At 61.3% G+C, this 25,358-nt stretch carries 20 protein-coding genes; 7 read left to right on the top strand and 13 right to left on the bottom strand.

The annotated features are described in order from the left end of the window. Positions 1-10 precede the first annotated feature (10 nt). Entirely contained in the window at positions 11-2,014 is a 2,004-nt protein-coding gene (locus NRB16_RS01690; RefSeq protein ID WP_257105305.1) for a DNA topoisomerase III, read from the bottom strand. Positions 2,015-2,204: 190 nt separating this feature from the next. Further along, the gene (locus NRB16_RS01695; RefSeq protein ID WP_045492459.1) at positions 2,205-3,530 is read right to left on the bottom strand and encodes an OprD family porin; all 1,326 of its coding nucleotides are present in this window, start codon (positions 3,528-3,530) and stop codon (positions 2,205-2,207) included. A 402-nt stretch (positions 3,531-3,932) separates the two neighbouring features. Here NRB16_RS01695 and NRB16_RS01700 point away from each other — a divergent pair, with 402 nt between their 5' ends. Together NRB16_RS01700 and NRB16_RS29525 are read left to right on the top strand one after the other, a co-directional pair. After that, positions 3,933-4,622, top strand: coding sequence for a response regulator transcription factor (locus tag NRB16_RS01700; protein WP_045492457.1), 690 nt, complete (start codon positions 3,933-3,935; stop codon positions 4,620-4,622). A 1-nt stretch (position 4,623) separates the two neighbouring features. Then, entirely contained in the window at positions 4,624-5,964 is a 1,341-nt protein-coding gene (locus tag NRB16_RS29525) for a HAMP domain-containing sensor histidine kinase (RefSeq protein WP_052483537.1), read from the top strand. A 5-nt stretch (positions 5,965-5,969) separates the two neighbouring features. On the opposite strand, the gene NRB16_RS01710 is transcribed toward NRB16_RS29525, so the two are convergent. The 3 genes from NRB16_RS01710 to nirB form a co-directional block, all read right to left on the bottom strand. Further along, positions 5,970-7,295, bottom strand: coding sequence for an OprD family porin (locus NRB16_RS01710; RefSeq protein WP_257105306.1), 1,326 nt, complete (start codon positions 7,293-7,295; stop codon positions 5,970-5,972). Between the two features lie 415 nt (positions 7,296-7,710). After that, complete coding sequence (gene nirD / locus NRB16_RS01715) at positions 7,711-8,094, bottom strand: nitrite reductase small subunit NirD (RefSeq protein ID WP_045492451.1); 384 nt, start codon at positions 8,092-8,094, stop codon at positions 7,711-7,713. Beyond that, positions 8,094-10,655 carry a nitrite reductase large subunit NirB gene (nirB, locus tag NRB16_RS01720; protein WP_257105307.1) on the bottom strand — a complete coding sequence of 854 codons (2,562 nt, stop codon included), beginning with the start codon at positions 10,653-10,655 and terminating at the stop codon, positions 8,094-8,096. The genes nirD and nirB overlap by 1 nt, the downstream gene beginning before the upstream one ends. 376 nt (positions 10,656-11,031) lie before the next feature. On the opposite strand from nirB, the gene NRB16_RS01725 reads away from it, so the two are divergent. Together NRB16_RS01725 and NRB16_RS01730 are read left to right on the top strand one after the other, a co-directional pair. Next, positions 11,032-11,547, top strand: a complete 516-nt coding sequence (locus NRB16_RS01725; protein WP_257105308.1) for a GNAT family N-acetyltransferase — start codon at positions 11,032-11,034, stop codon at positions 11,545-11,547. Next, on the top strand, positions 11,534-12,166 hold the full coding sequence (locus NRB16_RS01730) for a hypothetical protein (RefSeq protein WP_257105309.1): 633 nt from the start codon (positions 11,534-11,536) through the stop codon (positions 12,164-12,166). Before NRB16_RS01725 ends, NRB16_RS01730 begins: the two co-directional genes overlap by 14 nt. A gap of 168 nt (positions 12,167-12,334) precedes the next feature. Here NRB16_RS01730 and NRB16_RS01735 read toward each other — a convergent pair whose 3' ends face one another. The 4 genes from NRB16_RS01735 to antA form a co-directional block, all read right to left on the bottom strand. Continuing rightward, positions 12,335-14,344, bottom strand: a complete 2,010-nt coding sequence (locus tag NRB16_RS01735; RefSeq protein WP_257105310.1) for a U32 family peptidase — start codon at positions 14,342-14,344, stop codon at positions 12,335-12,337. 276 nt (positions 14,345-14,620) lie between these two features. Then, positions 14,621-15,646, bottom strand: a complete 1,026-nt coding sequence (gene antC, locus NRB16_RS01740; RefSeq protein WP_257105311.1) for an anthranilate 1,2-dioxygenase electron transfer component AntC — start codon at positions 15,644-15,646, stop codon at positions 14,621-14,623. Between the two features lie 19 nt (positions 15,647-15,665). Continuing rightward, positions 15,666-16,157 carry an anthranilate 1,2-dioxygenase small subunit gene (gene antB, locus NRB16_RS01745; protein WP_045492437.1) on the bottom strand — a complete coding sequence of 164 codons (492 nt, stop codon included), beginning with the start codon at positions 16,155-16,157 and terminating at the stop codon, positions 15,666-15,668. Between the two features lie 2 nt (positions 16,158-16,159). Continuing rightward, positions 16,160-17,560, bottom strand: coding sequence for an anthranilate 1,2-dioxygenase large subunit (gene antA / locus NRB16_RS01750; RefSeq protein ID WP_257105312.1), 1,401 nt, complete (start codon positions 17,558-17,560; stop codon positions 16,160-16,162). Between the two features lie 559 nt (positions 17,561-18,119). Here antA and NRB16_RS01755 point away from each other — a divergent pair. Together NRB16_RS01755 and NRB16_RS01760 are read left to right on the top strand one after the other, a co-directional pair. Then, positions 18,120-19,130 carry an AraC family transcriptional regulator gene (locus NRB16_RS01755; protein ID WP_045494989.1) on the top strand — a complete coding sequence of 337 codons (1,011 nt, stop codon included), beginning with the start codon at positions 18,120-18,122 and terminating at the stop codon, positions 19,128-19,130. 245 nt (positions 19,131-19,375) lie between these two features. After that, positions 19,376-20,065, top strand: coding sequence for an IclR family transcriptional regulator (locus NRB16_RS01760; RefSeq protein WP_045494983.1), 690 nt, complete (start codon positions 19,376-19,378; stop codon positions 20,063-20,065). A 42-nt stretch (positions 20,066-20,107) separates the two neighbouring features. Here NRB16_RS01760 and NRB16_RS01765 read toward each other — a convergent pair whose 3' ends face one another. Together NRB16_RS01765 and NRB16_RS01770 are read right to left on the bottom strand one after the other, a co-directional pair. Next, a complete protein-coding gene (locus tag NRB16_RS01765) occupies positions 20,108-21,436 on the bottom strand; it encodes an MFS transporter (protein WP_045492433.1) in 1,329 nt (442 codons plus the stop codon). Between the two features lie 83 nt (positions 21,437-21,519). Continuing rightward, positions 21,520-22,494 (bottom strand): hydroxyacid dehydrogenase, encoded by a 975-nt coding sequence (locus NRB16_RS01770; RefSeq protein ID WP_257105313.1) that lies wholly within the window; start codon positions 22,492-22,494, stop codon positions 21,520-21,522. A gap of 229 nt (positions 22,495-22,723) precedes the next feature. On the opposite strand from NRB16_RS01770, the gene NRB16_RS01775 reads away from it, so the two are divergent. Next, the gene (locus NRB16_RS01775; protein ID WP_045492429.1) at positions 22,724-23,398 is read left to right on the top strand and encodes an RraA family protein; all 675 of its coding nucleotides are present in this window, start codon (positions 22,724-22,726) and stop codon (positions 23,396-23,398) included. Here NRB16_RS01775 and NRB16_RS01780 read toward each other — a convergent pair. Both NRB16_RS01780 and NRB16_RS01785 read right to left on the bottom strand, forming a co-directional pair. Then, the gene (locus tag NRB16_RS01780; protein WP_253111695.1) at positions 23,395-24,186 is read right to left on the bottom strand and encodes an ABC transporter ATP-binding protein; all 792 of its coding nucleotides are present in this window, start codon (positions 24,184-24,186) and stop codon (positions 23,395-23,397) included. The two genes, NRB16_RS01775 and NRB16_RS01780, sit on opposite strands and share 4 nt — an antisense overlap. Next, positions 24,183-25,205, bottom strand: coding sequence for an iron ABC transporter permease (locus NRB16_RS01785; RefSeq protein WP_045492425.1), 1,023 nt, complete (start codon positions 25,203-25,205; stop codon positions 24,183-24,185). The genes NRB16_RS01780 and NRB16_RS01785 overlap by 4 nt, the downstream gene beginning before the upstream one ends. Positions 25,206-25,358 lie beyond the last annotated feature (153 nt).

The raw sequence follows: 25,358 nt of genomic DNA on the forward strand, positions 1-25,358 counted from the left end.
GCCCGGGTGTTCAACGGGGGCTACGCGGTTTGCGCGAGGTGGCAGGTTTGCGCCGCACCGCTGTTGTACCTTCAGCCTGGGCGGGGCGCGACACGTTGCTGCTCTTGCGTTTGGTGGTGCCTTTGCCGCTGCCTTTGCGCGATTTCTTCCACGGCGCGGCGCCAGCCGGCGCGGGCATGCCTTGCAGGTTCAGGTGCAGGCCCTGGCAACGCTCGACCTGCTTGCTCATCCAGGCGGCCTGCTTGGCGACGAATTCTTCCAGGCTCATTTCGCCGTTCTGCACCATGTCGAGAGCCTGCTCCCAGATTGCCGTGGTGCCGGGGTCGGCGATGGCCCTTGGCACATTGTCGATCAGGCTGAAAGCCGGTGGCGTGGCCGACAGCGCCTTGCCGTTCTTGCTCAGGTAACCGCGGTCGAGCAGGCCCTGAATGATTCCGGCGCGGGTTGCTTCGGTGCCAATGCCGGTGGTTTCCTTGAGCTTTTGTTTGAGCCGCGGGTCTTCCACCAGGCGGGCGACGTTTTTCATCGCCTTGATCAGATCGCCCTCGGTGTAGGGCTTGGGCGGCTGGGTCCACAGGTCCTTGAGCTGCACGGCGGTGACCGGGCAGACACAGCCTTTGTGCAGCGCCGGCAAGGCCTGGGGCGGCGCGGCCTCGCGACCTTTGGCCGGGGTCAGGGCTTCGGGCAGGGCGCGTTTCCAGCCGGCCTCGATGATGCACTTGCCGACCGCGCGCAGCGCATGGCCGGCACAATCGAAGTCGGCCTGGGTGCGGTCGTATTCGTGGTTGGGCAGGAACTGCGCCAGGTAGCGGGCGCGGATCAGCGTGTACACCGCCCGTGGCTTGCCACTGAGGCGCTCAAAGGCGCGGGTGGCAGCGGTGGGAATGATGCCGTGGTGAGCACTGACTTTTGCATCATTCCAGGCCCGTGAGCGGCGTGCCGGGTCCAGATGGCCGCGCAAGGCCTGCAGCGACGGGTCGGCAGCCGTGAGGGCGGCAATGATCCCGGCGGCCTCGCCATGTTGACTGTTGGGCAGGTAGCCGCAGTCGCTGCGCGGGTAGGTGATCAGCTTGTGGGTTTCATACAGCGACTGGGCGATGTCCAGGGTTTCCTGGGCGCCGAGACCGAGTTTTTTTGAGCAGATCTCCTGCAAGGTGCCGAGGTCGAACGGCAGCGGGGCCGCCTCGCGGATACGCTCGGTGCGCACACTGATGGCGGTCGCCTGGCCAGCCTGCTGCATGTCTCGCGCGGCCTGTTGCGCCAACGGCTGGTTCAGGCAGCGGTCCTGCTCGTCGCAGGCATCGGCCGGGGCGCGCCACTGGGCGGTAAAATCCTGGCCGGCGTGGCGCAGACCGACCTCAATCGCCCAATAAGGCACCGGCACGAAGTTGGCGATGCTGCGGTCACGGTCGACGACAAGGCGCAGGGTAGGGGTCTGGACCCGACCGACGGGCAATACGCCCTGGTAGCCCGATTGCCGACCGAGCAAAGTAAACAGCCGGCTCATGTTCATGCCGATCAACCAGTCGGCGCGCGAGCGGCCCAGTGCCGAGTGGTAAAGACTGAACGTGGCAGCACCGGGCTTGAGCGCTGCAAGCGCCTTGCGGATTGAGGCATCATCGAGTGCCGACAGCCATAAGCGCTGAATCGGCCCGCGATAACGACAGTGTTCGACCAGCTCACGGGCGATCATCTCGCCTTCACGGTCGGCGTCGGTGGCGATCACCAGCTCACGGGCTTCGCCCAGCAAGCGCTTGACGGCCTTGTACTGGCTGGCTGTCTTGGGTTTAACCTGCATTTTCCAGGTGCCGGGGACAATCGGCAGGTCTTGCAGAGCCCAGCGTTTGTAGCGGGCGTCGTAGGCGTCGGGCGGGGCGGTTTCCAGCAGATGGCCGATACACCAGGTGACTGTGGCATTGGGACCGACCAGACAGCCTTCGCCACGTCGGGTGGCGCCGAGCACGGCGGCGATATCCTTGGCTTGAGAGGGCTTTTCGCAGAGAAACAGGCGCATGGCCGGGGCAGTCTTGTGATCGGTCGAGCTCGACAGAATGCGTCAGGCGCGAGGGCAGATCAAGTTTTATCTGTATGAACGTACAGTAGAGGCCGCTGAGCGGCCTTACTGGAGCTGCAAGCTTCAAGCTATAAGCCGCAAGTGAGTCAGGCTCAAATCAGCTTGCCGCTTGCAGCTTATGACTTGCCGCTTAGAGAACGCTGATAGGGTAGTCAACGATCAGGCGGAACTCGGACAGGTCACCTTCACCCTGGTCGCTGTTGGCGCGGTGGAAGGCCTGGCGGATACGAAACGACAGATCCTTGGCCGGGCCGGTCTGGACCACGTACTTGGCTTCGATATCGGTTTCGTTGTGCTTGCCGTCGTCACCGTACAAACCCGCGTAAGCGCTGTCGGCCGAGACCTTGCTGCCATCGACGTCATAGCCGCGCACATGCCGCGCCATGAAGCTCAGGCCGGGCACGCCGTAAGTCGCCATGTCGAGGTTGTAGCGAATGCCAAAGGATTTCTCGTTCGGGCCGTTGAAGTCCGACCACTGGATCGAGTTGGCGAGGAAGATCGAGTCGCCACCTTCGCCGTTACCGTTATTGCCGACGGCCAGATAGTCGAACGGCGTGTCGCCATGGACTTTCTGGGCGCTCAGGGTGATCGAATGGGCGCTCAGGAACGCATAGGTCGCCGACAGCGATGCGGTGGTGTTGTTGATCGAGCCGGCTTTGGCCTGGCCCTCATCCAGGGTGCGGTACAGGTTGGCGTCGAAGGTCAGCGACTGGTCACCGGACAACGCCAGCACATAGTTGGTGTTGGCGTAGTACTGGTTCCATACATCTTCGAACTGCGCACCGTACAGGCTGGCGGTCCAGTTCGGCGTGAGCTGGTAGACCGCGCCGGCGAAGGTGGCTTTGCGCGCAGTGACATTGGCGTACAACGCGTAGATGTCGTGGTCTTGGTTGGTGGTCACGTTACTGTTGGTGCTGGTGTAACGGCCGGCTTCCAGATCCAGCCCTTCGATTTCGCTGCTTTTGAGTTCGAACCCGGTGGCGGTCTGTGGCAGCAGGCGGGTGCCGCCCACAGCGAACACCGGCGCGGTGGGTTGCATATTGCCGTAGCGCAACTGGGTCTTGGACAGGCGCAGTTTTACGGCGGCACCGGCGCTACCAAAACTGTCTTCAGCCTTGCCGTTGCGGTCCAGTGGCAGGTTGCCGGTGCCGCTGTCTCCTTCCTGGGCATCGAGCTTGAGGGCGAAGTGGCCGAAGGCATCGATACCCACGCCAATGGTGCCCTCGGTGAAACCGGAGCTGTAGTTGCCGATGAACCCCTGGGTCCAGTCGCGGTTGTCGGTGGCGCCATCCTGACGGTCACGGTTGAAGTACTGGTTACGAGCCAGTACCGAGAGGCTGCTGCCTTCGACGAATCCTTTGGCCTCGGCCTGGTCTTCGATTGTTTCTGCGTGAGCCAGCTGGCTCGCGGCGGCCGAAACAGCCAGTGCGATGGCGCTCCATTGTTTTGCATTCATCGAATCATTCCCCTGATTGGTAGGGCCCGGCGTGTCCATTGATGGCATGTTGATCAGTCATCGGTGGCGGGCATTTACGGCAGGTGGGCATTGCCCAGCTAAGGATCGCGGGCGCGATAGTAGATGAGGGTGCATGCGCTACGTGGGCGATGCATTATCTCGCGCCAAGCTTTTATATCACGCTATTTCAATGGCTTAAGACGAAGCAGTGACAGGCCGGGTTACAATTTTTTAACTTTGTCGGGGTCTTGCCGGCTTGTAGCGTGCCGCACAAATGGCGTTTTGCTGCTATTGCTCATCCTTGGGCAGCCGCCAAGCCATGGGCAGAATCATTGCCAGCGTGTCGTGCGCGGGTTTGTCACCGCTTGCTACCATGGCGGCACATAGGATTAGGGGAGCCTCATGCGAAAGGTCTTGTGCATTGAAGACGACCACGACACCGCTCAGGAAATCGCCTCGGAATTACGCCGTGTCGGCTTTGTCGTCGAGTGCGCCGATGACGGCCTGCGGGGCCTGGAACTGGCGCTTGCTGGCGGGTTTGACGCGATCACTCTTGACCGTATGCTGCCGGGGCTCGATGGCCTGCAGGTGATTACCCGGTTACGGGCCGCCGGCGTGCAGACTCCGGTCTTGATGATCAGCGCCCTGACCGATGTCGACGACCGGATTCGCGGCCTGCGGGCCGGGGGTGATGACTATCTGGTCAAACCGTTCGTTTCCGAAGAAATGGCGACCCGTATCCATGTGCTGCTGCGCCGGCACATCGATCCACTGGAGCGCGAAACCCTGTTGCAGGTTGCTGACCTCAGTCTCGATCTGCTGAGCCGTGAACTGATATGTGGCGAGCAGCGCATTAACCTGTCGCCCATCGAGTTCAAGCTGCTGGAGTTTCTGATGCGCAACGCCGGCTCCGTGGTCACCCGTGCGTTGATTTTCGAAACGGTATGGGGCTACCACTTCGATCCGGGCACCAAACTGATCGACGTGCACCTCACCCGGCTACGCCGCAAGCTGGATGCCGTGGGCTGTCAGGTGGTGGTAAACGCCTTGCGCGGCTCGGGGTTTGTGCTGGTCGACACCGGAGTCAATTGACGTGCGGATCCGCTTGTTGCGTACCACGGCATTCCGGCTGACCGTCACCTATGCGATCGCCTTGTCGCTGGGAGCCTTGTTGCTCAATGGTCTGATCTATTGGCAGGTGGCCAGCTACATGTCGCGCCAGGGCGACCAGACCATCCTTGGTGAAATGCGCCAACTGTCGTACCTCCCGGTCGAGTCCCTGCCTGACGAAATCACCCGCTTGCAAGAGGGCGACCTGCGCGGGGTCGTGACCTATGGCTTGTTCAGCCCACAGAGGCAACATGTGCATGGCACGATGCAGACGCCGCCACAAGAGCTTGTACTGGACGGCAAACCGCATGACTGGGACGATTCGGGGTTTGCTGACGGAGCCAAGTTCGTGGCCCGGCAATTGCCAAATGGCCAGATTCTGGTGGTCGGTTTCGAGGCCAAGACCCTGGCAAGCCTGCGTAACATCCTGTTGCGCTATCTGGGCTGGAGCGCCTGCCTGATCCTGATCGCCGGGCTGCTGTTTGCCGTACTGCTGGGCTTGGGCCCACTGCGCAGGATGCGCAAGGTCCAGGCTGCCAGCCGCAGAATCGCCGAGGGCGATTTTACCCAACGGCTGCCCATCAGCCGGCGCGGCGATGAGCTGGACATGCTCTCGTCACTGGTCAACCGGATGGTGGGTGAGGTCGGGCGCTTGCTCGATGAGGTCAAGAGCCTCGAAGACAACGCGGCACATGACTTGCGCACACCGCTGAACAAGCTTCGGGCGCAGTTGCATCGCGCCTTGATCGAATACGACCAGGCGCCCGCAGAGGTGCTTAAAGTGCGTCTGGAGAAATCCCTGGACGCCGCCGATGTGTTGCTTGGCCGGTTTCGGGCATTGCAACGTATCGCGGAAATCGACGCACGTTCGCGCCGCGCAGGCATGACCACCCTGATGGTGGGACCGTTACTGGCGCAATTGTTTGAAGACTATCAGCCAGTGGCTGAAGAGGCGGGCATTGAGCTGCAGTTGAATGTCGAGCAGGTTCCGCCGTTGCTGGCGGATCGCGAGCTGCTGGCCGAAGCCCTGATGAACGTGCTGGACAACGCGTTGAAGTTCACCCCTGCGGGCGGGCAGATTCGTCTGAATCTGCTGCGCAGTGAGCAGGGCACACGAATAGAGGTTGAAGACAATGGTCCGGGTATCACCCCGGACCAGCATCAGGCTGTTTTGCAACGCTTTGCCCGTGGCCGGCAGGAGCCCAGAGCCAGTGGCAGCGGGCTGGGGCTGGCCATCGTTGCTGCCGTGGCCAGAACCCATGGCTATCAGTTGCTGCTGGAAGACGCGCAGCCGGGGCTGCGCGTGGTGTTGCAGAGTCGCTGAGGCGGTCAGATCAGGTTCAGCGGGTAGTCGAGAATCAGCCGTACTTCATTGACGTTCTTCTCTCCCTGATCGAGGTTGGCGCGATGGAAGGCCTGGCGCAGGCGTACTGACAGGTCTTTTGCTGCGCCACTCTGGACGATATAGCGGGTTTCGAAGTTGGTTTCGTGATGGCGACCGTTTTCTCCGTACAGGCCAGCGTAGGCGCTGTTATACGGGGTCTTGCTGCCATCAATGCCAGTTCCGCGCATGTGCCGGGTCGTGAAGCTCAGGCCCGGTACACCCAACGGTGCCATGTCCAGTTTATACGTGAGCCCCCACGAGCGTTCGTTCGGGCCGTTGAAGTCCGAGAACTGTGCGGCGTTGGCCAGGTTGATCGAGCTGCCGCCTTCACCCGAGCGGTTATTGCCCGTGCCGATCAGATCAAACGGCGTGTTGCCGTGAATTTTCTGATAAGACAATGTCAGCGCATGGGCACTATTGAATGAATAAGTGCCGGCCATCGACCAGGCGGTGTTATTGATGGCTCCAGCCTTGGCGTGGCCCTGATCCAGCGTGCGATACAGGTTGGCATCGAACCCCAGCTTATCTGAGCCACTGAGCCCGAGCACATAGTTGTTATTGAAGTAGTACTGGTTCCAGACATCATCCAGACGGGCACCATACAAGGTGCTGCTCCACTCCGGGCTGAGTTGCCAGGTGGCACCGGCAAATGTGGCACTGCCCGATCTGACCCCTGCGTTATTGGCGTGGATGGTATGTCGGCCGTTGGTGGTCACGCCGCTATTGGTCGCGGTGTAATGTCCGAAGTCGAGGTCAAGGTTATCCAGGTCACTGCTTTGCAGGCTGAAGCCGGTAGCGGTTTGTGGCAGCAGGCGAGAGTGGCTGGTGGCAAATACCGGCGCCTCGGTTTGCATGTTGCCGTAACGCAGTTGGGTCTGGCCGGCACGCATCTTGATACTTGCGCCTGCGCTGGCGGAGCTGCGGTCCGGGTGGCCGTGGCGGTCGACCGGCAGGTTGCCGGTGCCGGCGTAGCGGCTCTGGCCGTCGAGCTTCAGGCCCAGTTGGCCCCAGGCGTCGACCCCCACGCCGACCGTGCCCTGGGTGAAGCCCGAGTTGTAATGGGCGATTGCGCCCTGGCTCCAGTCGCGGTTATCGCGCTCGCCTTGTTTGGCATCACGGTTGAAGTAATAGTTGCGCAAGTGCACATTGAGGCTGCTGTCTTCGAGCAAGCCCTTGGCCTGTGCCTGGTCATCCACCAGTGCGCCCATTGCGCTCTGGCTCAGGGCAGCCGAGACCGCCAAAGCAATATAGCTCAGGTGTTTTATTTGCATTGTGTAACTCCTTGAATCCATCAAATCTGTCGTCGTGTCAAACCGTGGAGGTTGTAACGCTGACGAGCAGTCATTGAGCGCTGATGTAAATCAGTCTGGTTTATTGAGTCGCCAAATAGCCAAATGTTATTCAGGGGGCAGTGGTTGGCGACGCAGACAGTTATATCACGCAGTTTTGATGGTTGAAGTTAGTTGCCCGGGGCGTGTTGTTTCGATGAGTGATGCGATGTTTGAAGTTGTTTCGGTATTCTGAGGGAGGGTGTTATTTGTTCTGAATTGTTTGTAGTCCAATTCCTTTATCAAGTTTTTGTCATGGTTCTGCAAGCATTCATGTTGTAGCGAATCTGCAAAACAAAGCGGCAGCCGGTCAATAAGACCCGGCTGCCGCCATTGTTACAACTTATTGGTTTATATATCAGCCTGGCAGGCCGATCTCTACCTGGCTGCCATTGATTCGTACCGGCCAGACATCCAGCCGCTGCTCGGGGTACTCCAGGCAACTGCCGTCTTGCAGGCGAAAATGCTGCTTATACAGCGGCGAGGCAATGACCAGGTCGTCGCCCAGTTTTCCAAGCAGACCACGGCCGATCACGTTGGCCCCGGATTTCGGGTCGCGGTTGCCCACGGCGTACAATGGCTGTTCATTGCCAGGCAAATAGAACAGCGCCACTTGGCAATCATTGATCCAGGCCACTACGCCAGAGTTGGCGACCAGGTCCTGATGCTGGCAGAGGTTATGCCAGTGCAAGGTCGCCGTGGCTTGGGGGCGTTCGGCAAATGCCACGTTGGTTTGGCTCATTACACCACCTCCTTGAACAGGGGAATCAGCTTGAGTTCATCGGCTCGCGCCGGGCGGCGCTGTTCACGTTCACGCACGAAATGCACATCCGGGTCGCTGCGCTTGTCGTTGACGAAGGTACGGAAACGCTTGAGTTTTTCCGGGTCCTTCAGGGCATTGGCCCACTCGCATTCGTACCGGTCGACGACCAGTTGCATCTGCGATTCCAGCTCGGCCGCCAGGCCCAGGCTGTCATCGATGATCACCGCCTTGAGATAATCCAGGCCGCCTTCGAGCGATTCGCGCCATACCGAGGTGCGTTGCAGCTTGTCGGCGGTGCGTATGTAGAGCATCAGGAAGCGGTCGATATAACGGATCAGGGTCTCGTCATCCAGATCGGTGGCGAACAGTTCGGCATGCCGTGGACGCATCCCGCCGTTGCCGGAGACATACAGGTTCCAGCCGTTCTCGGTGGCGATGATCCCGACGTCCTTGCTCTGCGCCTCGGCGCATTCACGGGTGCAGCCCGACACCGCAAACTTGAGCTTGTGCGGTGAGCGCAGGCCCTTGTAACGATCCTCGATGCGCAACGCCATGGCCACGCTGTCCTGCACGCCGTAGCGGCACCAAGTGCTACCCACGCAGGATTTCACCGTGCGGGTCGACTTGCCGTAGGCATGCCCGGTCTCGAAACCGGCCTCAATCAGTTCGCCCCAGATCTCTGGCAATTCGTGCAACTGCGCACCAAACAGGTCGATCCGCTGACCACCGGTGATCTTGGTGTACAGGTCATATTTTTTGGCCACCGCGCCGATGGCGATCAGGCCGTCCGGGGTGATTTCGCCACCGGGAATACGCGGCACCACCGAGTAGGTGCCGTTCTTCTGCATGTTAGCCATAAAGGTGTCGTTGGTGTCCTGCAGCGGAATCAGCAGCGGGTCGGTGATCGGCCGGTTCCAGCATGACGCCAGGATCGAGCCGACTGCCGGCTTGCAGATGTCGCAGCCGTGTTCACCCTTGCCATGGCGATGCAGCAGTTCTTCGAAACTCTCGATGTTCTCCACCCGCACGATCGAGTACAGCTCCTGGCGGGTATAGGCGAAATGCTCGCACAGGCTCTTGTCGACACTGACACCGCGGGCAATCAGCTCATGCTCGAAGACCTGCTTGAGCAAGGCCGCACAGCCGCCGCAGCCGGTAGCGGCCTTGGTGCAGGCCTTGATGCCGGCCAGGTCAGTGCAACCTTCGTCGATGGCCGCGCAGATCGAGCCCTTACTGACGTTGTGGCAGGAACAGATGGTCGCGGTGGCGGGCAGCGCATCGGCACCGAGCGCCGGCGCGCCTTCACTGTGCGGCAGGATCAGGCTGGCCGGGTCTTCAGGCAGGGCGATGCCGTTCTGTGCATATTGCAGCAGGGTGTCGTAGTAGCTGTTGTCGCCGACCAGTACCGCACCGAGCACGTGCTTGCGGTCGGCGGACACCACCAGCCGACGATAGCTGGCGGTGGCTTCATCGATATAGCGGTAGCTCACTGCCCCGGCCAGTGCGCCATGGGCGTCGCCGATCGAGCCGACGTCCACGCCCAGCAATTTGAGCTTGGTCGACATATCGGCGCCGAAGAACGACTCGGCATCCTGCTCGCACAACTGCGCGGCGACGCTGCGGGCCATTTGATAACCCGGCGCAACCAGACCGAACACGCTGCCGTTCCAAGAAGCACATTCACCGATGGCGAAGATATCGGCATCGCTGGTGCGGCAATGTTCGTCGATCGCTACGCCGCCACGCGGGCCCAGGTCCAGTTCGCATTGGCGGGCCAGGGCATCCTGCGGGCGGATACCGGCGGAGAACACAATCAGGTCGGTTTCCAGAAACTCGTCGCCTGCAAAGTTCATCCGGTAGCGGTATTGGTTGCCGGCGCTGATTGATTGGGTGGCGCGTGACAGATGCACACCAACGCCCAGCGCTTCGATGCGCGCCTTGAGTGCCGCGCCACCGAGCTCGTCAAGCTGCACCGGCATCAGGCGTGGCGCGAATTCCACCACGTGGGCTTCCAGACCCAGGGATTTGAGGGCGTTGGCAGCTTCCAGACCGAGCAGGCCGCCGCCGACCACCACGCCGCGCCGCGCCTGATTGGCGGCGACGCGAATGGTGTCCAGGTCGTCCAGGGTGCGGTACACCAGTTTCGAGTGACCGCTGGCGCCTTCGATCGGCGGTACAAATGGATAAGAGCCGGTGGCCAGTACCAGTTTGTCGTAAGCGAAACTGCCCTGGGCGGTGATCACCTCACGGCGCACGCGGTCAATTTCCAGCACCGGGACACCGAGGTGCAAGGTGAGGCCGGGGTGCTCGTAGAGGGCAGCGTCGCTCATCGCCAGCGATTCGGCATCGCGGCCGCTGAAGTATTCGGACAGATGCACGCGGTCATAGGCGCGCTGCTGCTCCTCACCGAAGACATGGATGCGATAGCGCTCAAGGGCACCGCCCGCAATCAACTGCTCGACGCAATGATGACCGACCATGCCGTTACCGACGACGATCAGGGTTTGTACATCGTTGTGAGGCAAGACTGTGGTGTTCATAGCAAATCCCGGCCTAGGCCAATCAGGTTTCGTGAAGCAAAAAAAAGCGCCCGGAACCGTGAGGTTCCAGGCGCCTTTGCCTGTTCTGGTTATGAGGTGCTACCCAGGCGACGTTGCCGGATGTACCTTTAAGCCCGTTGATCTGCGTCGACTGCAAGGGGCTGCCCGACCTGCGTGGGTGGGCTTGCCAGAGTTAATGCAGGGCTTGTGCCAGATCACGGAAAGCCCCGTGCAATGAGGGGTTTTGCGGTTTTCAGAGCCGTGAGGGAGGTGATGGGTGCATTTAAATGGTGCAGGTTGTTCCAGGTTGGAGCAGCACGGCGCGTCTCCAGCTGTAATCGACTACCATGCAGCTTTGGGCAACCAGGCGAGCACCATGTCAGAACCGGCCATCCTGATCACCGCTGTCGAACAGGCCGACATTGCTGCCACCCTTGCATTTGTCATGCAGGCCCGGGCGCAGATCTTCCCGATGCTTGACCCCGCTGCCATACCCTCGGACCTGGCCGGGTTCGAGCAGGTCTACCTCAACGGCCCGGACGGTCATTTTCTGATTGCCCGCGCAGCCGGCCAGATCGTCGCGGCCATCGGCTATTTGCCTTACGACCAGCGCTTTGCGCAACTGGACTATCAAGGGCGTCGGACCGTGGAGATTGTCCGCCTGTTCGTCGAGCCGGCGTTTCGCAGCGCTGGTTTGGCGGGCCGGTTGTTTCGGGCGCTGAGCGAGCATGCGCAGCGCCAGGGCGTCGAAGTTCTGTACCTGCATACTCATCCGTTTCTGCCCGGTGCCATCGCGTTCTGGGAAAAACACGGCTTTACCATCACCGATGTGGAAGATGACCCGCTCTGGCACACTACCCATATGGAGAAAGCGCTGGATGAACGCCACTGACCTTGACTTGCAACGCTGGCAGTCGCTGTGGCAGCGGCTGGGCGTGCAGTCCCCGGCAGATGCTTTTGAGCATCTGCAGCGTCTGTATGCCGAGCCTGGCCGGCATTACCACAGTGCCGTGCATATCAATACGATGCTGCAGACTTTCGACGCGTTGCGTGATCAGGTCGAGGCCCCGGACCTGCTGGAACTCGCCATCTGGTACCACGATGCTATCTACGACCCCAGCCGCCAAGACAACGAATCGCGCAGTGCCGAGCTGGCGAGCCAGGTGCTAAAGGCCAGCGGGCTGGGTACACAGGTGCAGACTGTGCATGAGCTGATCATGGCCACCGACCATCGTCAGCCTGCAACCAGCGCCGACCAGCGCCTGCTGGTGGATATCGATTTGTCGATTCTTGCTGCGACACCCAGCGAGTACAGCGCCTACGCAAAAGCTGTGCGCCTTGAATACGGTTGCTTTCCCGATGCGCTGTATGTGCCGGGGAGGGTGGCGGTGTTGAAGAAGTTTCTGCAGCGGCCAGTGATTTTCACCAGCCCCGCAGGACAGGCCCGCTGGGAAGCGCGGGCCAGAGAAAACATCCAGGCCGAGATCGACGGCTTACAGGAGCAATGCTGATCAGTTCAGGGTGACGCGGGCCCGGTTGGCCCTTACCCGGTTATGGCCTGAAATAAGGTGGGAACGAGCTTGCTCGTGAAAGGGCCAGGCCAGACAAAGCATGTCCAGCGCCTGACCCTTAGCCTTCATCGGAGTGCCGCCCACACTAAGGTCGTTACCGACATTTCATCAATGCGGTGCCTGGGGTGGGCGCTTGGCGGTCTTGAGCAGCTCTTCGGGGCTGATGTGGCCAACGATGCCGGCCTTTTTGCTGCCAGGCTGTGGCAGGTCGAGGATGTGGCTCTTCATCTTGCCGATGATGTGCATCTCGCACGGTTTGCAGTCGAACTTCAGGGTCAGTACTTCGTCACCCTGAATCAGTTGCATCGGCGCGACCTTGGTGCGTACGCCAGTGACGCCTTTGGCCTGTTTCGGGCACAGGTTGAACGAGAAGCGCAGGCAGTGCTTGGTGATCATCACCGGCACTTCACCGGGTTCTTCGTGCGCCTCGTAGGCGGCGTCGATCAATTTCACGCCGTGGCGGTGATAGAAGTCACGGGCCTTCTGGTTGTAAACGTTGGCCAGAAATGACAGGTGCGACTCGGGGTAGACCGGCGGCGGGCTGGTCTCGGCCTTGCGTGCGCCACGCGGATGGGCAGCCACACGGGCGGCATCCAGCGCTTCGATGGCTTCGCGGCGCAGCGCCTTGAGTTGCGAGTTGGGGATGAAGAACGCTTGCGGCGCGTCGAGCTTCACATCCTGGGCGTGATAGATCGTGGTGCCCAGTTGGGTCAGCAGGTCGCGCAACTGATCCAGTGCCTGTTCCGGTTTATTGGCTGCACCGAACGGGCCGTCGAGGCTGACCGCGACCTGCACGCCTTCTTCGCTGGTGGCTTCCAGGCTCAGGCGCTGTTCGCGCAGCACGGCATTCCAGCGGATCCCGATGCGCCGCTCGGCCGAGGTCTTGAGTAGTGCTTGCTGCCAGTTATGGTCGAGGTTGCGGCTCAGCGGGTGATTAGGGCGCAGGCGCGACAGCGCGGCTGGCATCTCGTTGGGCTCGACCCGGTAGCGCCAGCGCTTCTCGCCGTCTTCTTCGAACTCGCCTTTGAGCTCGGCGATGTTGGCACGGAACCCCACCACTTCACGTTTGACCAGCACGTTCAGACCATCACCGTTGGACAGTGGCTCGTGAGTCACGGCGATCAGGTCGCGCTTGTTGACCTTCTCCACGTTACCTACCAACAGACCGGTGAAGGTCGGCGAGTCAAAGGCGCCGATGTCGATCTTGCGCTCGGTGACGAAGTAGTCGGTGCTGCCGCGGTGGAAGGTCTTGTCCGGGTCCGGTACGAAGAAATGCGCGGTGTGGCCGCTGGAGGCGCGGGCCAGGTCGGGGCGTTCTGTGAGGATCGCGTCGAGCATCTGGCGGTAATGAGCGGTGATGTTCTTCACATAGCTCACGTCCTTGTAACGGCCTTCGATCTTGAACGAGCGCACACCGGCTTCGACCAGCGCGCGCAGGTTGGCGCTCTGGTTATTGTCTTTCATCGACAGCAAGTGTTTGTCGAAGGCCACCACGCGGCCTTGATCGTCTTTAAGGGTGTAGGGTAGGCGGCAGGCCTGCGAGCAATCACCACGGTTGGCACTGCGGCCGTTCTGCGCCTGGGAAATATTGCACTGCCCGGAGAACGCCACGCACAGCGCGCCATGGATAAAGAACTCGATGGATGCGTCGGTGTTGTCGGCAATTTCGCGGATCTGCCCCAGATCCAGTTCGCGGGCCAGAACCAGTTGCGAGAACCCGGCCTGATCGAGGAACTTCGCCCGCTCCAGCGTGCGGATGTCGGTCTGGGTACTGGCGTGCAGCTCGATGGGCGGGATGTCCAGCTCCATCACGCCCAGGTCCTGGACGATCAGCGCATCGACACCGGCATCGTATAACTGGTGGATCAGCTTGCGCGCCGGTTCCAGCTCGTCGTCATGCAGGATGGTGTTGAGGGTGGTGAAAATCCGTGCGTGATAGCGGCGGGCGAACTTCACCAGTTCGGCGATTTCACTGACCTCGTTGCAGGCGTTGTGCCGTGCGCCGAAGCTCGGCCCGCCAATGTAGACGGCATCGGCGCCGTGCAGGATGGCTTCGCGGGCGATGCTCACATCGCGGGCGGGGCTGAGCAGTTCCAGGTGGTGCTTGGGTAAAGACATGACGGGTGGAGTCCGGCGCAGGGCAAAACGCGCATTGTAGTGGCACGCAGGCCGGACTGCACCCTTTGCCGGTCGGATAGCTGCCGGATCGCAGCCAATGGCGTCTTTATGCGAGTGGTTATCATTATTGCGGTGTTGTTTGCCGCCTGTAGATAGGCAGCGCCGCATTGCTGCGGCCTGTTGGTTGTTGTTGGGGGTGGGCAGTGGTCAAACGTGGTGCCGATTCGGTGGTGCAGCCGGCGGGTCTGGCGCCGCTGGTCTGGGCTCAGGTCTGGTTCAGGTGTTGCTCTCGGTGAATTTCTCGAAATACAGATGGCCGTTGTCCAGGGCGTTCTCGTCGAGCCAGGTCTTGACTGACTCAACCATCGGCGGTGGGCCGCACAGGTACATGTCGAACGCTGACTCGCGCAGTGCAGCAGCGTCGAAGTGCTCGGCCAGATAACCGCGCCGGCCCGGCCAGGCCTCGCCGGCCTCGCTGAGCACAGGAATGAAACTGAAGCCGGGAATGCGCTCGGCATACGCCTCGATGCGTTGCAGCTCGCACAGATCAGCCTGCTGACGCACGCCGTAATACAGCGTTACCGGCTGGCCGCAGCCGCCACGCTCAGCGAGTTGGTCGAGCATGCCGAGAAACGCCGACAGCCCGGTGCCACCGGCCACCATCACCAGCGGGCGTTCGATCTGGCGCAGGTAAAACGTACCCAGCGGCGCTTCAAAGTGAATTTCGTCGCCGACCTGGCAGCGTTCGCGGATGTAATTGCTCATCACCCCGTCAGGCAGCAGACGAATCAGAAATTGCAAGCGGTTGTTCGCGTTGGGCTGGCTGGCGAATGAGTACGAGCGCCAGGCCTGGCTGCCGGGAATCTGCAGACGGGCGTACTGACCGGGCAGGAAGTCCAGAGTTCGGCCGTCCATGTCGGCGTCCAGATGCAGGATCGCGGTGCTGGCCGAGACCTGCTCGACGTGGCTCACCACCGCGCGTTCCTGCACCTGCTTTGCGGCGCTGCACAAACTGGAGTCGAAGTCGAAGTAAAACGACGCATCGGACTGCACCCGGGTCTGGCAGGTCAGTACCTTGCGTTGTTCCAGGTCGCGGGCTGACAGCGCTTCTTCATCGACATAATCAAGGCTGTACTGGCCGGATTCGCAGTGGCCCATGCAGGTCGCGCACACGCCTTCGCGGCAATCGAGCGGGATATTGATACCGTTGCGCAGTGCGGCATCGAGCAGGATTTCATTGCCCTGCACCGGGAAAAACAGGGTTTTGCCATCGGCAAAACTGAACGCGACTTTGTGGCTCATGATTCGGGCATCCGCGTCATCAGAGATGGTAGAAATCGAGCACCGAGTTAATGGTGTCGTTGAGCAGCACCACGTGTTTGCGGGTGATCTGGAAGCTGTCGGCCACAGGTTTCAGGTGATAGGTGGCGTGGCCGAAAAACTGCTCGCTCTGGCCCAGGCGGTGATACAGGGTGTGCCAGTTGAGCCTGACCTGCAGTTGCCCGCCGGGCTGTTCGGCGATCCGGATATTGCTGATGTTGTGCAAGGTGCGTGGCATCGGCACGGTCGACGCCGCCTTGCCGGTACGGATACGAAACACCCGGTCTTCCAGGCCCGAACGGTTGGCGTAGTAGATCAGTGACATGGCCTTTTTCGGGTCGCTGGTATAGCTGTGTTCGGACTCCCACTGCGGCAGGTGGAATTCGCTGTCTTCACTGAACAGCGCCAGGTAGGCGTCCCAGTCCTGAGCGTCGCACAGCTCGGATTTACGGAAGAAAAACTGCTCGATCTGGTAATGCAATTGCGGATTCATGTTCACACCTCGCGCAGTTTCAAAGCGTCTTGTTCGCAGGCTTGCTTGTCCAGACCTTCAAGCAGAAAGCGCTGCCAGTTGTTGTGCTGGTTGACGTACAGGCCCTCGTGGGTGAATTCGGTGCCGGTCAGCACCGGCTGGATGCCGATCGCTTCGCTGTTGGCGGTCGGACCTTCAACCCATTTGCCGTGGCCGCGGGAAATATCGCTCCAGCGTTCCAGGCGCGCCTGGAAGCCGCGCTGGGCTTCACGGAACTCCACCAGGTCATCCGGCGTGCCCATGCCCGATACGTTGAAAAAGTCTTCGAATTGACGAATCCGGCTCTCGCGATCGGCGTCGGATTCGCCTTTCACGCCGATGCACTGGCTGATGATCTCGGTCTTGTTCCAGGCCACTGGACGTACGATGCGCAACTGCGAGCTGATCTGGTCCATGAAGAACAGACTTGGGTAGATGTTCAGATTGCGCAGGCGGTGCATCATCCACTCGGCTTTGGCCTGGCCGTAGGCCTCGACCAGACGTGGCATCACCGTGGCGTAGCCGGGGCGCACTGTGGGGTTGGGCATGTCGCTGAACAGCAGGCTGTGGCCGTTATGAAACGAGAACCAGCCGTCGTCGGTCTGCGCATCGCCGGCGCCGAGCTTGCTGTAGTCCAGGGTGCTGCTGGCGTTGCCTTTTTCGGCGTTGACCTGCTGGCGGTGCTGCACGGTGGCCACGTAGTTGTAGTGCACGGTGCTGACGTGATAGCCGTCCAGGCCGTTCTCATTCTGCAGCTTCCAGTTGCCGTCATAGCTGTAGGTCGATTTGCCCGGCAGCACTTCCAGCTCACCGCTTGGCGACTGAGCGACCATCATGTCGAAGAACACCTTCGAATCGCCGAGGAAATCCTCCAGGCTGTCGGTGCCCTGAGCGTCTAGGCTGATGAACACAAAGCCCTTGTAGCTTTCGATGCGCGCCTTTTTCAGGCCGCGGGTGGCCTTGTCGAAGCCTTCCGGGTATTCGCCGGGCGCCTTGACCTTAACCAGCCGGCCGTCGCTCTTGTAGCACCACGCGTGGAACGGGCAGGTGAAGGTGCTCTGGTTGCCCTTCATCACCCGGGTCAGGGTGGTGCCGCGGTGCTGGCAGGCGTTGATCAGCGCGTGCAACTGACCTTCACCGTCACGGGTGATGATCATCGGCTGGCGGCCGGCACGCATGGTCATGAAGTCGTGCTTGTTGGCGATCTCGCTCTCGTGGCAGGCGTAGATCCAGTTCTTCTCGAAGATCAGTTCCATCTCCAGGTCGAACAACTCCGGTTCCGTGAACATGTCACGGGCGATGCGGAACACGCCCTCTACGGGGCGAAAATCCAGGCAGCCATTGATGAAGGCTTTCCACTGGTCGACGCTTCTTGTCTGGTTCATTGCGGTGTACCTGTCACATCGGGCGATTCGGCAGGGGCGGTTCAGGCCCCTCGGTTGGGGCCATTTAACGAATCAGCGCGCTACAGGGTCTATCCGCTTTGTGCACGAACGCAGGCCATAAAATTTGTGCGGCAAATGGATATCGGGCGGGTGCGAATAGCACCGAATCTGCGAGTTGTTCAGGCCGGTTTGTCGGCGATTGCTATCCGTAAAATCAGCACCTGCCATTCGGCAGCAGGGCGGCGGTAACAGTGCTGTGTCGGTCTTACCCATTTGCCAGTGAGCGGGCGTCTCGGGTTGGCGCTGCACGCTGTTGCAGCGCGAAGGCCCTGGCGTGCTGCTCTATGGCGCAGCAACGGCTCTAACGCGGGGGCCTGGAAAAGCCCTGGAGGTTTTGCGATCAGGCGGGCCTATCCGCAATGTTGGCGAACATTATCCGAATAGTCAGTTATGGTTAGAACAGCACTGCCCGTGGCCTGGGCCTTGCATTGCTTGCATTAAAGAAACGCCAGACGTGCCGCAGAGCGCGCATCAGAAAAACAAGCCTGAGAGTGCCGTGATGAATCCGAAGCCTGAATCACAGTTACGTGATATCCATGCCGATCATTTCGATCTTGCCGGGGCCCGTTCGTGGATGTCGAACATCTGCGGGCCGCATCAACTGGTCGCCAGCCGGCCAGGGCGCATCCAGTTCCGCCACAGCGCCAGCGTACTGCGTTCGATGTCCACCACCCTGGGGATCATCGAGTACGGCACCGATGTCACCGTCGGCATCGCCGACCCGGACAGCTTTAACAGCTTCAGCATCAGCCTGCCGCTCAGTGGTGAGCAGGAGCTGCTCAAGGCCGGTGAACGGCTGCATTCGGACCGTGAGTACGGCCTGATCGTCGCCCCCAACGAGAGCCAGGAGCTGAACATCACGGGTGACTGTCGCAAGTTGCAGGTGGTGATCAGTCGCGCAGCGATGCACAAGACGCTGGAAGACATGCTGCAGCGGCCGCTTCATGAAGCGCTGCGCTTCAGCGCCCGGATGGACGCGGTCAACGGCGCGACCGCTTCCTGGTGGCGAATGGCCCGGCACTTCATCGATGAAATGGAGCTCGGTGATCTGTATAGCCAGCCGCTGTTCAGCCGCGACCTGGAAAGCGCGCTGGTCAAAGGCCTGATCCTCTCGCAGCCGAACAACTACTCAGCACAACTGCGTGAAAGCCTGGAAGTGCGCCTGCCGCACTACCTGATCCGCGCCCGCGACTACATCCACGCCCATGCCCGCGACGAACTGCATCTGGAGCACATCGAGGCGGCATCCGGGGTGTCACGCTTCAAACTGTTCGAGGCCTTCCGCCGACACTTCGAACTCTCGCCCATGGCCTACCTGAAAAAATACCGCCTCAGCGCCGTACGCCAGGAATTGCTGGAAAGCCGAGCCTCACGCAACATCTCGGTCATCGCCATGGAATGGGGCTTCAGCCACCTGGGCCGGTTCTCCAGCGAATACCGCAAACTGTTCAACGAAACCCCGACCATGACCCGGCAGCGGGTTGAACAACAGAGGTTTGGGGCGCATTGAGCTGACGCTGGGCCACAAAGCGCAGTAGCCGTTGATCGCAGCCCAGCCAATACTGTTCAGTTAGGCGCTGCATACCTTTGTGGGAGCAGCCGGCCGGCGCTCCGGTTGCTAGCGAAGACGGCGGCGCGTTCGCAGTAATAGCCAAAGCCACACCGACGATGGCGGTGATACGCCGCATGACGGATAATCCCCGCCAAAATTGCCCCGTGCTGGACTGCCGGGTCACAAGAATCGAGGTGTGCAAGATGGTAAAAGTCAAACCGCGTCCGGCGGTCAGCGGGGTCGCATCGGCCGACCGGGTATTGACCGTGCTGACGGCCTTTCGCATCGGGGATGGCGCATTGAGCCTGGTCGAGCTCGCCGACCGCACCGCACTGAACAAAAGCACCATCATGCGCCTGATGGTCTCACTGGAAACCCACGGTCTGATCAATCGCATGGCCGACGGCCGCTATCAACTGGCCAGTGAAGTCATGCGCCTGAATGCGGTGTATCAGGACGCCCTGGACCTGGAGCGGCACATCATGCCGCTGCTGCACCAGTTGACCGACGCCATCGGCGAAACCACATCCTTCTACGTACGCCACGGCGCATATCGCTTGTGCCAGTACCGGGTCAACTCACCGCATCGCCTGCGCATGCAACTGCAACCGGGCGACATGCGGCCGATGGACAACGCGGCCGGGGCCCAGGCGCTGCGCACGCCGTTCGAGAAAGGCGCTGCGCTGGAGGTGGCATTCTACTCCTGTGGCATGACCGACCCGCATGCAGCCTCCATGGCCTTGCCGATCTACGACGCTCAACATGAAATCGTCGGCGCCCTGGTGGTCTCCGGCCCGGCCAGCCGGCTGACCGAAGACTATGCACGCACGGTGCAGGGGCAGTTGCATGAAGCGGCTCAGACCCTGATGCGCAGTCTGGGCTGCAAGGGCTGATCGCGAGCAGCGCCGATAGCGGCTGCTCGCTGTTGCACTTGGCTAGTGGCTGGTGGCTGCCTTGTCCTGGGCAGCCGCTTCGGCCTGACGCTTGCGGCCCATGACCACCACCAGGAATGCACCCACCGCGCACAGCGCCGCCAGTGGCATCAGTGCCAGCGAGTGGCTGCCGCTCGCGTCATGGATCGCGCCATAGACGTTGACCATGATGCCGCCACCGATCAGGTTGGCCATTGCGCCGATGGCCGCCAGGCCCGCTGCCGCTGTCGATGACGACAACCAGCCCGACGCCAACGCCCAGAACGGGCCTTTCATCGAGTAGGCACCGATCAGTACCAGGCTCAGCATCAACACAGTCAAGGCCAGGTTGGTGGTGAACAGGGTCATCAACAAGCCGACCGAGATCAGCAGCAGGGTACACGCGGTGTGCCAGCGACGCTCGCCGGAGCGGTCCGAACTGCGGCCCCAGACGATCATCAGAACCGACGCCAGGCCATAAGGAATGGCGTTGACCAGGCCGACTTCCATGGATGTCAGGCCGAACGACTTGAGCAGTTGCGGACCCCATACGCTAAGGGTGCTGCCGGCTGCCGACGCACCGGAATAGATCAGCGCCATGACCCAGATGTCCTTGTGGCGCAGCAGTTTCCACAGCGACATGTGGCCGATGGCTTTTTTTCCGGCGTTCTCTTGCGCGATCCGCTGGACCAGCCAGTTGCGCTGCTCGTCAGTCAGCCATTTGGCCTGCTCGGGTTTATCGGTCAGCACGAACAGGCAGGCGATGCCCAGCAGCACGGCCGGAATACCTTCGAGGATGAACAGCCAATGCCAGCCGCGCATGCCCAGCCAGCCATCGAGGCTCAGCAACAGGCCTGACAGCGGTGAGCCGATGAAGTTGGCGGCCGGAATCGCCACCATGAACAGCGCAACCATGCGCCCGCGATACGCCGATGGCAGCCAGTAGGTGAGGTACAGCAACACGCCGGGAAAGAAGCCCGCTTCGGCGGCGCCGAGCAGAAAACGCATCACGTACAGTGAGTTGGCGCCCTGGACGAAGGCGGTACCGGCCGAGATCAGGCCCCAGGTGATCATGATCCGGGCGATCCAGATCCTGGCGCCGAACTTTTGCATGGCCAGGTTGCTGGGCACTTCAACCAGGAAGTAGGCGAAGAAGAACAGGCTGCTGGCGAAACCGAACACCTTGGCGGACAGCGCCAGGTCTTCGTTCATCTGCAGCGCGGCCATGCCGATGTTGCCGCGGTCGATGATCGCGATCAGGTAGCAAACGATCAGGAAGGGCAGGATGCGCCAGGCAACCCGGCGCATGGTTGAGCGTTCAAGCTCGCTTGGCGAATCAGTGGCTGAGGTCATGGGACTCTCCGCTGTTGTTTTTATGGAGTATCACGGGCGCTCCCTGGCATCGGCAGTCAGGAGCGCATTAACGCTGCGGGTAATCAGTTGTCAAGCAGGTGACGGTTGACCACCGCACGTGGCTCGGGCGCGCTGCCGTTCCACAGGCCGATAATCTGTTGCAGGGCCAGCAGGCCGACCCGGTCACGTGCCTCGGTGGTATTGGCACCGACGTGCGGGGTGACCACGACATTCGGCAGGCCGAACAGCGCGCTGTCGGCCGGTAATGGCTCGGGGTGGAAGGTGTCCAGGCCGGCGCCGCCAATCTGCCGCTCGCTGAGGGCGTGGATCAGTGCCTCGGTATCGATCAGCTCACCACGGGCGGTGTTGATCAACAGGCTCGCGGGGCGCATGCGCTGGAACTGCTCGGCACCGAACAACTTGCGATTGTGGTCAGTCAGCGGGCAGTGCAGGCTGATGATGTCGCAATCTTGCAGCAGGCGATCGAAGTCTTCCTCGCGTTCGACATGTTCGCGCTCGGGCAACTGTTTGAGGAAGGGGTCATAGACCTTGACCTTGATGCGCAGCGGTGCAACCAGATCCATCAGGATCCCGCCGATCGAACCCAGGCCCACCAGGCCGAGGGTCTTGCCGAACAGCTCCACGCCGTTGGCTGTGGTTTTGTCCCAATGACCGTCGCGCATCCGCGCATCGAGCAGCGCGGTCTGGCGCGCCACGCTGAACATCAGGGCAAAGGCATGCTCGGCCACCGATTGCGCATTGGCGCCCAGCGCGATGGTGACCGGCACCTTGTTGTCGGCCGCTGCCTGGATATCGATGGTGTCGTAGCCCACGCCGTGCTTGGCAATGATCGACAGCTTGCTCGACGCTTCGATCATTTCGCGGGTCAGTTTGCCCTGGCGAACAATGATTGCATCCGGCTGTTCGGCGCGGATCACCGCGAGCAGTTCGTCGGCGGCATACGGCGTGGTCGGGATCACTCTGACGCCATGGGCGGCAGCGTGGTTCATGGCTTCGGCAGTGAGTGCCGGGCCGGTCAGCACAATGGTACGGGTCATGGTTACACCTTGTTGTTGTCGGTGTCTTCAGACGCTGCCGGTGGGCAACGGTCGGACGATGAATACCCTAACACAATAGAATGACGTTTCAATATCACCTGTTTTGTTATTTTAAAGCTCGATATTCTGCTTTTATCACTATTGAAATATAAAAAATGAAATGCCATTCTGAAAATAGCTTCGCTTGCCCGCGGAGATTCCCTTACAAGACCAACAGAGGAACATCAGAATGAGCATTGGATTCAGAGTGCTGGAGCAGGCCCGCAAAGTCAGTGCCGAATGGGTTGAGCGCTATCGCGAGGTGCCGGTTGCCAATGTCAGCGATTCGATGAACCGCATGACAGCCGGTGGCGCCAGACTGCGCCCCATGCACCGCGAAGGCGTGCTGGCCGGTCCTGCGCTGACCGTCAAGGCGCGGCCGGGCGATAACCTGATGCTGCATTACGCAATCGACATCGCCCAGCCAGGCGACGTGATCGTTGTCGATGCCGGCGGCGATCTGAGCAACGCATTGATCGGTGAAATGATGGTGGCCTACGCGGTCAAGCGCGGTGTGGCGGGTATCGTGATCAACGGTGCGATTCGTGACGCAGGCGCCATCGGTGCCGGTGATTTCCCGATGTTCGCTGCCGGTATCTCGCACCGCGGTCCTTACAAGGATGGGCCGGGCGAAATCAACGTGCCGATTGCCATCGACGGCATGGTGATCGAGGCCGGTGACCTGGTGATCGGTGATGAAGACGGCCTGCTGTGTGTACCTTACGACCAGGTCGCTGAGGTCTACGAGCGTGCGGCGGCCAAACACGGTGCCGAGCAAAAACAGCTGGAGCAGATTGCCGAGGGCACCAATGACCGTTCCTGGGTGATCGAAAGCCTGAAGAAGAAGGGCTGCCAACTGCCTTAAAGCGGGCGCAAACGCAGGATCTGGCTGCCGTCCAGCGGGTCGGTCAGCCAGTGGCCCTGCACGCCAAAGGCGCTGCGCAGGCGTTCCGGGGTCAACACGTCAAGTGGTTTGCCCAGCGCCACCAGCCGTCCGTTGTGGAGCAGGGCCAGGCGGTCGCATTCCAGGGCCTGATTCAGGTCGTGCAGGGCGATCACGGTGGTCAGCGACAAGCGCTTGACCCGCCCGAGAATATTGAGCTGATGCTGGATGTCCAGATGATTGGTCGGCTCATCCAGTAGCAGCACTTGCGGTTGCTGGGCCAGGGCACGGGCGATATGCGTGCGCTGGCGTTCACCGCCGGACAGCGTCTGCCACTGGCGGCCGGCCAGATGCAGCAGGTCTACATCGGTCATCGCTTGCTGGACGATTCGTTGGTCATCAGCCCCCCAGGGTTGCAGTGCCGACAGCCAGGGCGTTCGTCCCAGTTCCACGACATCGCGCACCGTAATGTGGTCGGCGGTTTGCGCCTGTTGCTCGACCACCGCCAAGCGCTGGGCAACGTTGCGTCGTCCCAGCTTCTGCAGCGGCTCGCCGCCCAGCTGCACGTCGCCAGCTGACGCCGCCTGGATGCCGGACAACAGCTTGAGCAGAGTCGATTTTCCCGAGCCGTTGGGGCCGACCAGGCCCAGGGTCTCTCCCGGTATCACACTGAGGCTGACCTCCTGCAACAGCAGCTGGCCCTTGATGCCATAGCTCAGCGCCGTGCAGCTCAGCGCCGGGGTGTCCAGTGGTGTGGAAAAGGCGTTCATCGTGAGCGGTTGCCGCGAATCAGAATCAGCGCAAAAACCGGTGCGCCGATCAGTGCGGTAATGACCCCGATGGGCAGGGTCTGGCCCTTGATCAGGGTACGCGACAGGACATCGGCGGCAATCAGAAACAACGCCCCGCACAAGGCGCTGAGCGGTATCAGCCGGGCGTGGCGCACGCCAACCAGCATGCGTATGGCGTGGGGAATCACCAGGCCGACGAAGCCAATCGAGCCGACGATCGAGACCATCACCGCGGTCACCAGCGCCGCGCAGCCAATCAGCATAATCTGTACCCGCCGTACCGCAATGCCCAGCGAGGCCGCCGAGTCGCTGCCGAACATGAACGCATCCAGCGCTCGCCGATGCCAGACGCAGACCAGCAACCCGACCAGCACCACCGGCACCGCCAGGGCCACCGAGTGCCAGCGTACGCCGCTGAGATTGCCCAGCAGCCAGAACATGATGCCGCGGGCCTGCTCGGAACTGGCCGACTTGGTGATCATGAACGAGGTCAGCGCATTGAAAAGCTGAGAGCCGGCGATCCCGGCAAGAATGATATGACTGGCAGCCGCAGCGCCTTGTGAGGCGCGAGCCAGCAACGCGACCATGGCGAAGGCGGCCATGGCGCCGACAAATGCGCCGGCCGACAGTGAAATGGCCCCGGCACCGATACCGAGCAGGGCAACCAGCACTGCGCCGGTCGAGGCGCCAGCGGAAATACCCAGCAAGTAGGGCTCGGCCAGCGGGTTGCGCAGCAGCGACTGCAATACCACCCCGGATATAGCCAGCCCGGCACCGCAGGCCGCGGCGACAATCGCACGGGTCAGGCGGTAGTTCCAGATGATCCCTTCATCGATGGGGTCCACCGGGTAACCGGCATTCCACAGCTTGTTGGCCAGAATCTGACTGACCACCTCGGGGCTGATGCGGGTTTCGCCAATCGCGGCACCGGCAATCACGGCTGCCAGCAACAACGCGCTGACCCAGAGGACATGCAGCGCCAGAATCGACAGCCTCATTGGCACGAATCAGCGCAGCTGGCGACAGGGTGTGGGTAGCTCATACGTACAGACACACAGAGGGGGAGGGCAGGGACATGGCCTTTGCGCAGGCAGCCAGACGACTGCCGGTCAGCCTTGGCTGAACCGGCGGGCTGGCATGGTAAACGATCT

It is taken from the genome of Pseudomonas sp. LJDD11 (genome assembly GCF_024584215.1).
GTDB lineage: Bacteria > Pseudomonadota > Gammaproteobacteria > Pseudomonadales > Pseudomonadaceae > Aquipseudomonas.

Coding starts and splice junctions, on each gene's coding strand:
- NRB16_RS01690 (WP_257105305.1), bottom strand. CDS start 2,014: ATGCGCCTGTTTCTCTGCGAAAAGCCCTCTCAAGCCAAGGATATCGCC.
- NRB16_RS01695 (WP_045492459.1), bottom strand. CDS start 3,530: ATGAATGCAAAACAATGGAGCGCCATCGCACTGGCTGTTTCGGCCGCC.
- NRB16_RS01700 (WP_045492457.1), top strand. CDS start 3,933: ATGCGAAAGGTCTTGTGCATTGAAGACGACCACGACACCGCTCAGGAA.
- NRB16_RS01710 (WP_257105306.1), bottom strand. CDS start 7,295: ATGCAAATAAAACACCTGAGCTATATTGCTTTGGCGGTCTCGGCTGCC.
- nirD (WP_045492451.1), bottom strand. CDS start 8,094: ATGAGCCAAACCAACGTGGCATTTGCCGAACGCCCCCAAGCCACGGCG.
- nirB (WP_257105307.1), bottom strand. CDS start 10,655: ATGAACACCACAGTCTTGCCTCACAACGATGTACAAACCCTGATCGTC.
- NRB16_RS01725 (WP_257105308.1), top strand. CDS start 11,032: ATGTCAGAACCGGCCATCCTGATCACCGCTGTCGAACAGGCCGACATT.
- NRB16_RS01730 (WP_257105309.1), top strand. CDS start 11,534: ATGAACGCCACTGACCTTGACTTGCAACGCTGGCAGTCGCTGTGGCAG.
- NRB16_RS01735 (WP_257105310.1), bottom strand. CDS start 14,344: ATGTCTTTACCCAAGCACCACCTGGAACTGCTCAGCCCCGCCCGCGAT.
- antC (WP_257105311.1), bottom strand. CDS start 15,646: ATGAGCCACAAAGTCGCGTTCAGTTTTGCCGATGGCAAAACCCTGTTT.
- antB (WP_045492437.1), bottom strand. CDS start 16,157: ATGAATCCGCAATTGCATTACCAGATCGAGCAGTTTTTCTTCCGTAAA.
- antA (WP_257105312.1), bottom strand. CDS start 17,560: ATGAACCAGACAAGAAGCGTCGACCAGTGGAAAGCCTTCATCAATGGC.
- NRB16_RS01755 (WP_045494989.1), top strand. CDS start 18,120: ATGAATCCGAAGCCTGAATCACAGTTACGTGATATCCATGCCGATCAT.
- NRB16_RS01760 (WP_045494983.1), top strand. CDS start 19,376: ATGGTAAAAGTCAAACCGCGTCCGGCGGTCAGCGGGGTCGCATCGGCC.
- NRB16_RS01765 (WP_045492433.1), bottom strand. CDS start 21,436: ATGACCTCAGCCACTGATTCGCCAAGCGAGCTTGAACGCTCAACCATG.
- NRB16_RS01770 (WP_257105313.1), bottom strand. CDS start 22,494: ATGACCCGTACCATTGTGCTGACCGGCCCGGCACTCACTGCCGAAGCC.
- NRB16_RS01775 (WP_045492429.1), top strand. CDS start 22,724: ATGAGCATTGGATTCAGAGTGCTGGAGCAGGCCCGCAAAGTCAGTGCC.
- NRB16_RS01780 (WP_253111695.1), bottom strand. CDS start 24,186: ATGAACGCCTTTTCCACACCACTGGACACCCCGGCGCTGAGCTGCACG.
- NRB16_RS01785 (WP_045492425.1), bottom strand. CDS start 25,205: ATGAGGCTGTCGATTCTGGCGCTGCATGTCCTCTGGGTCAGCGCGTTG.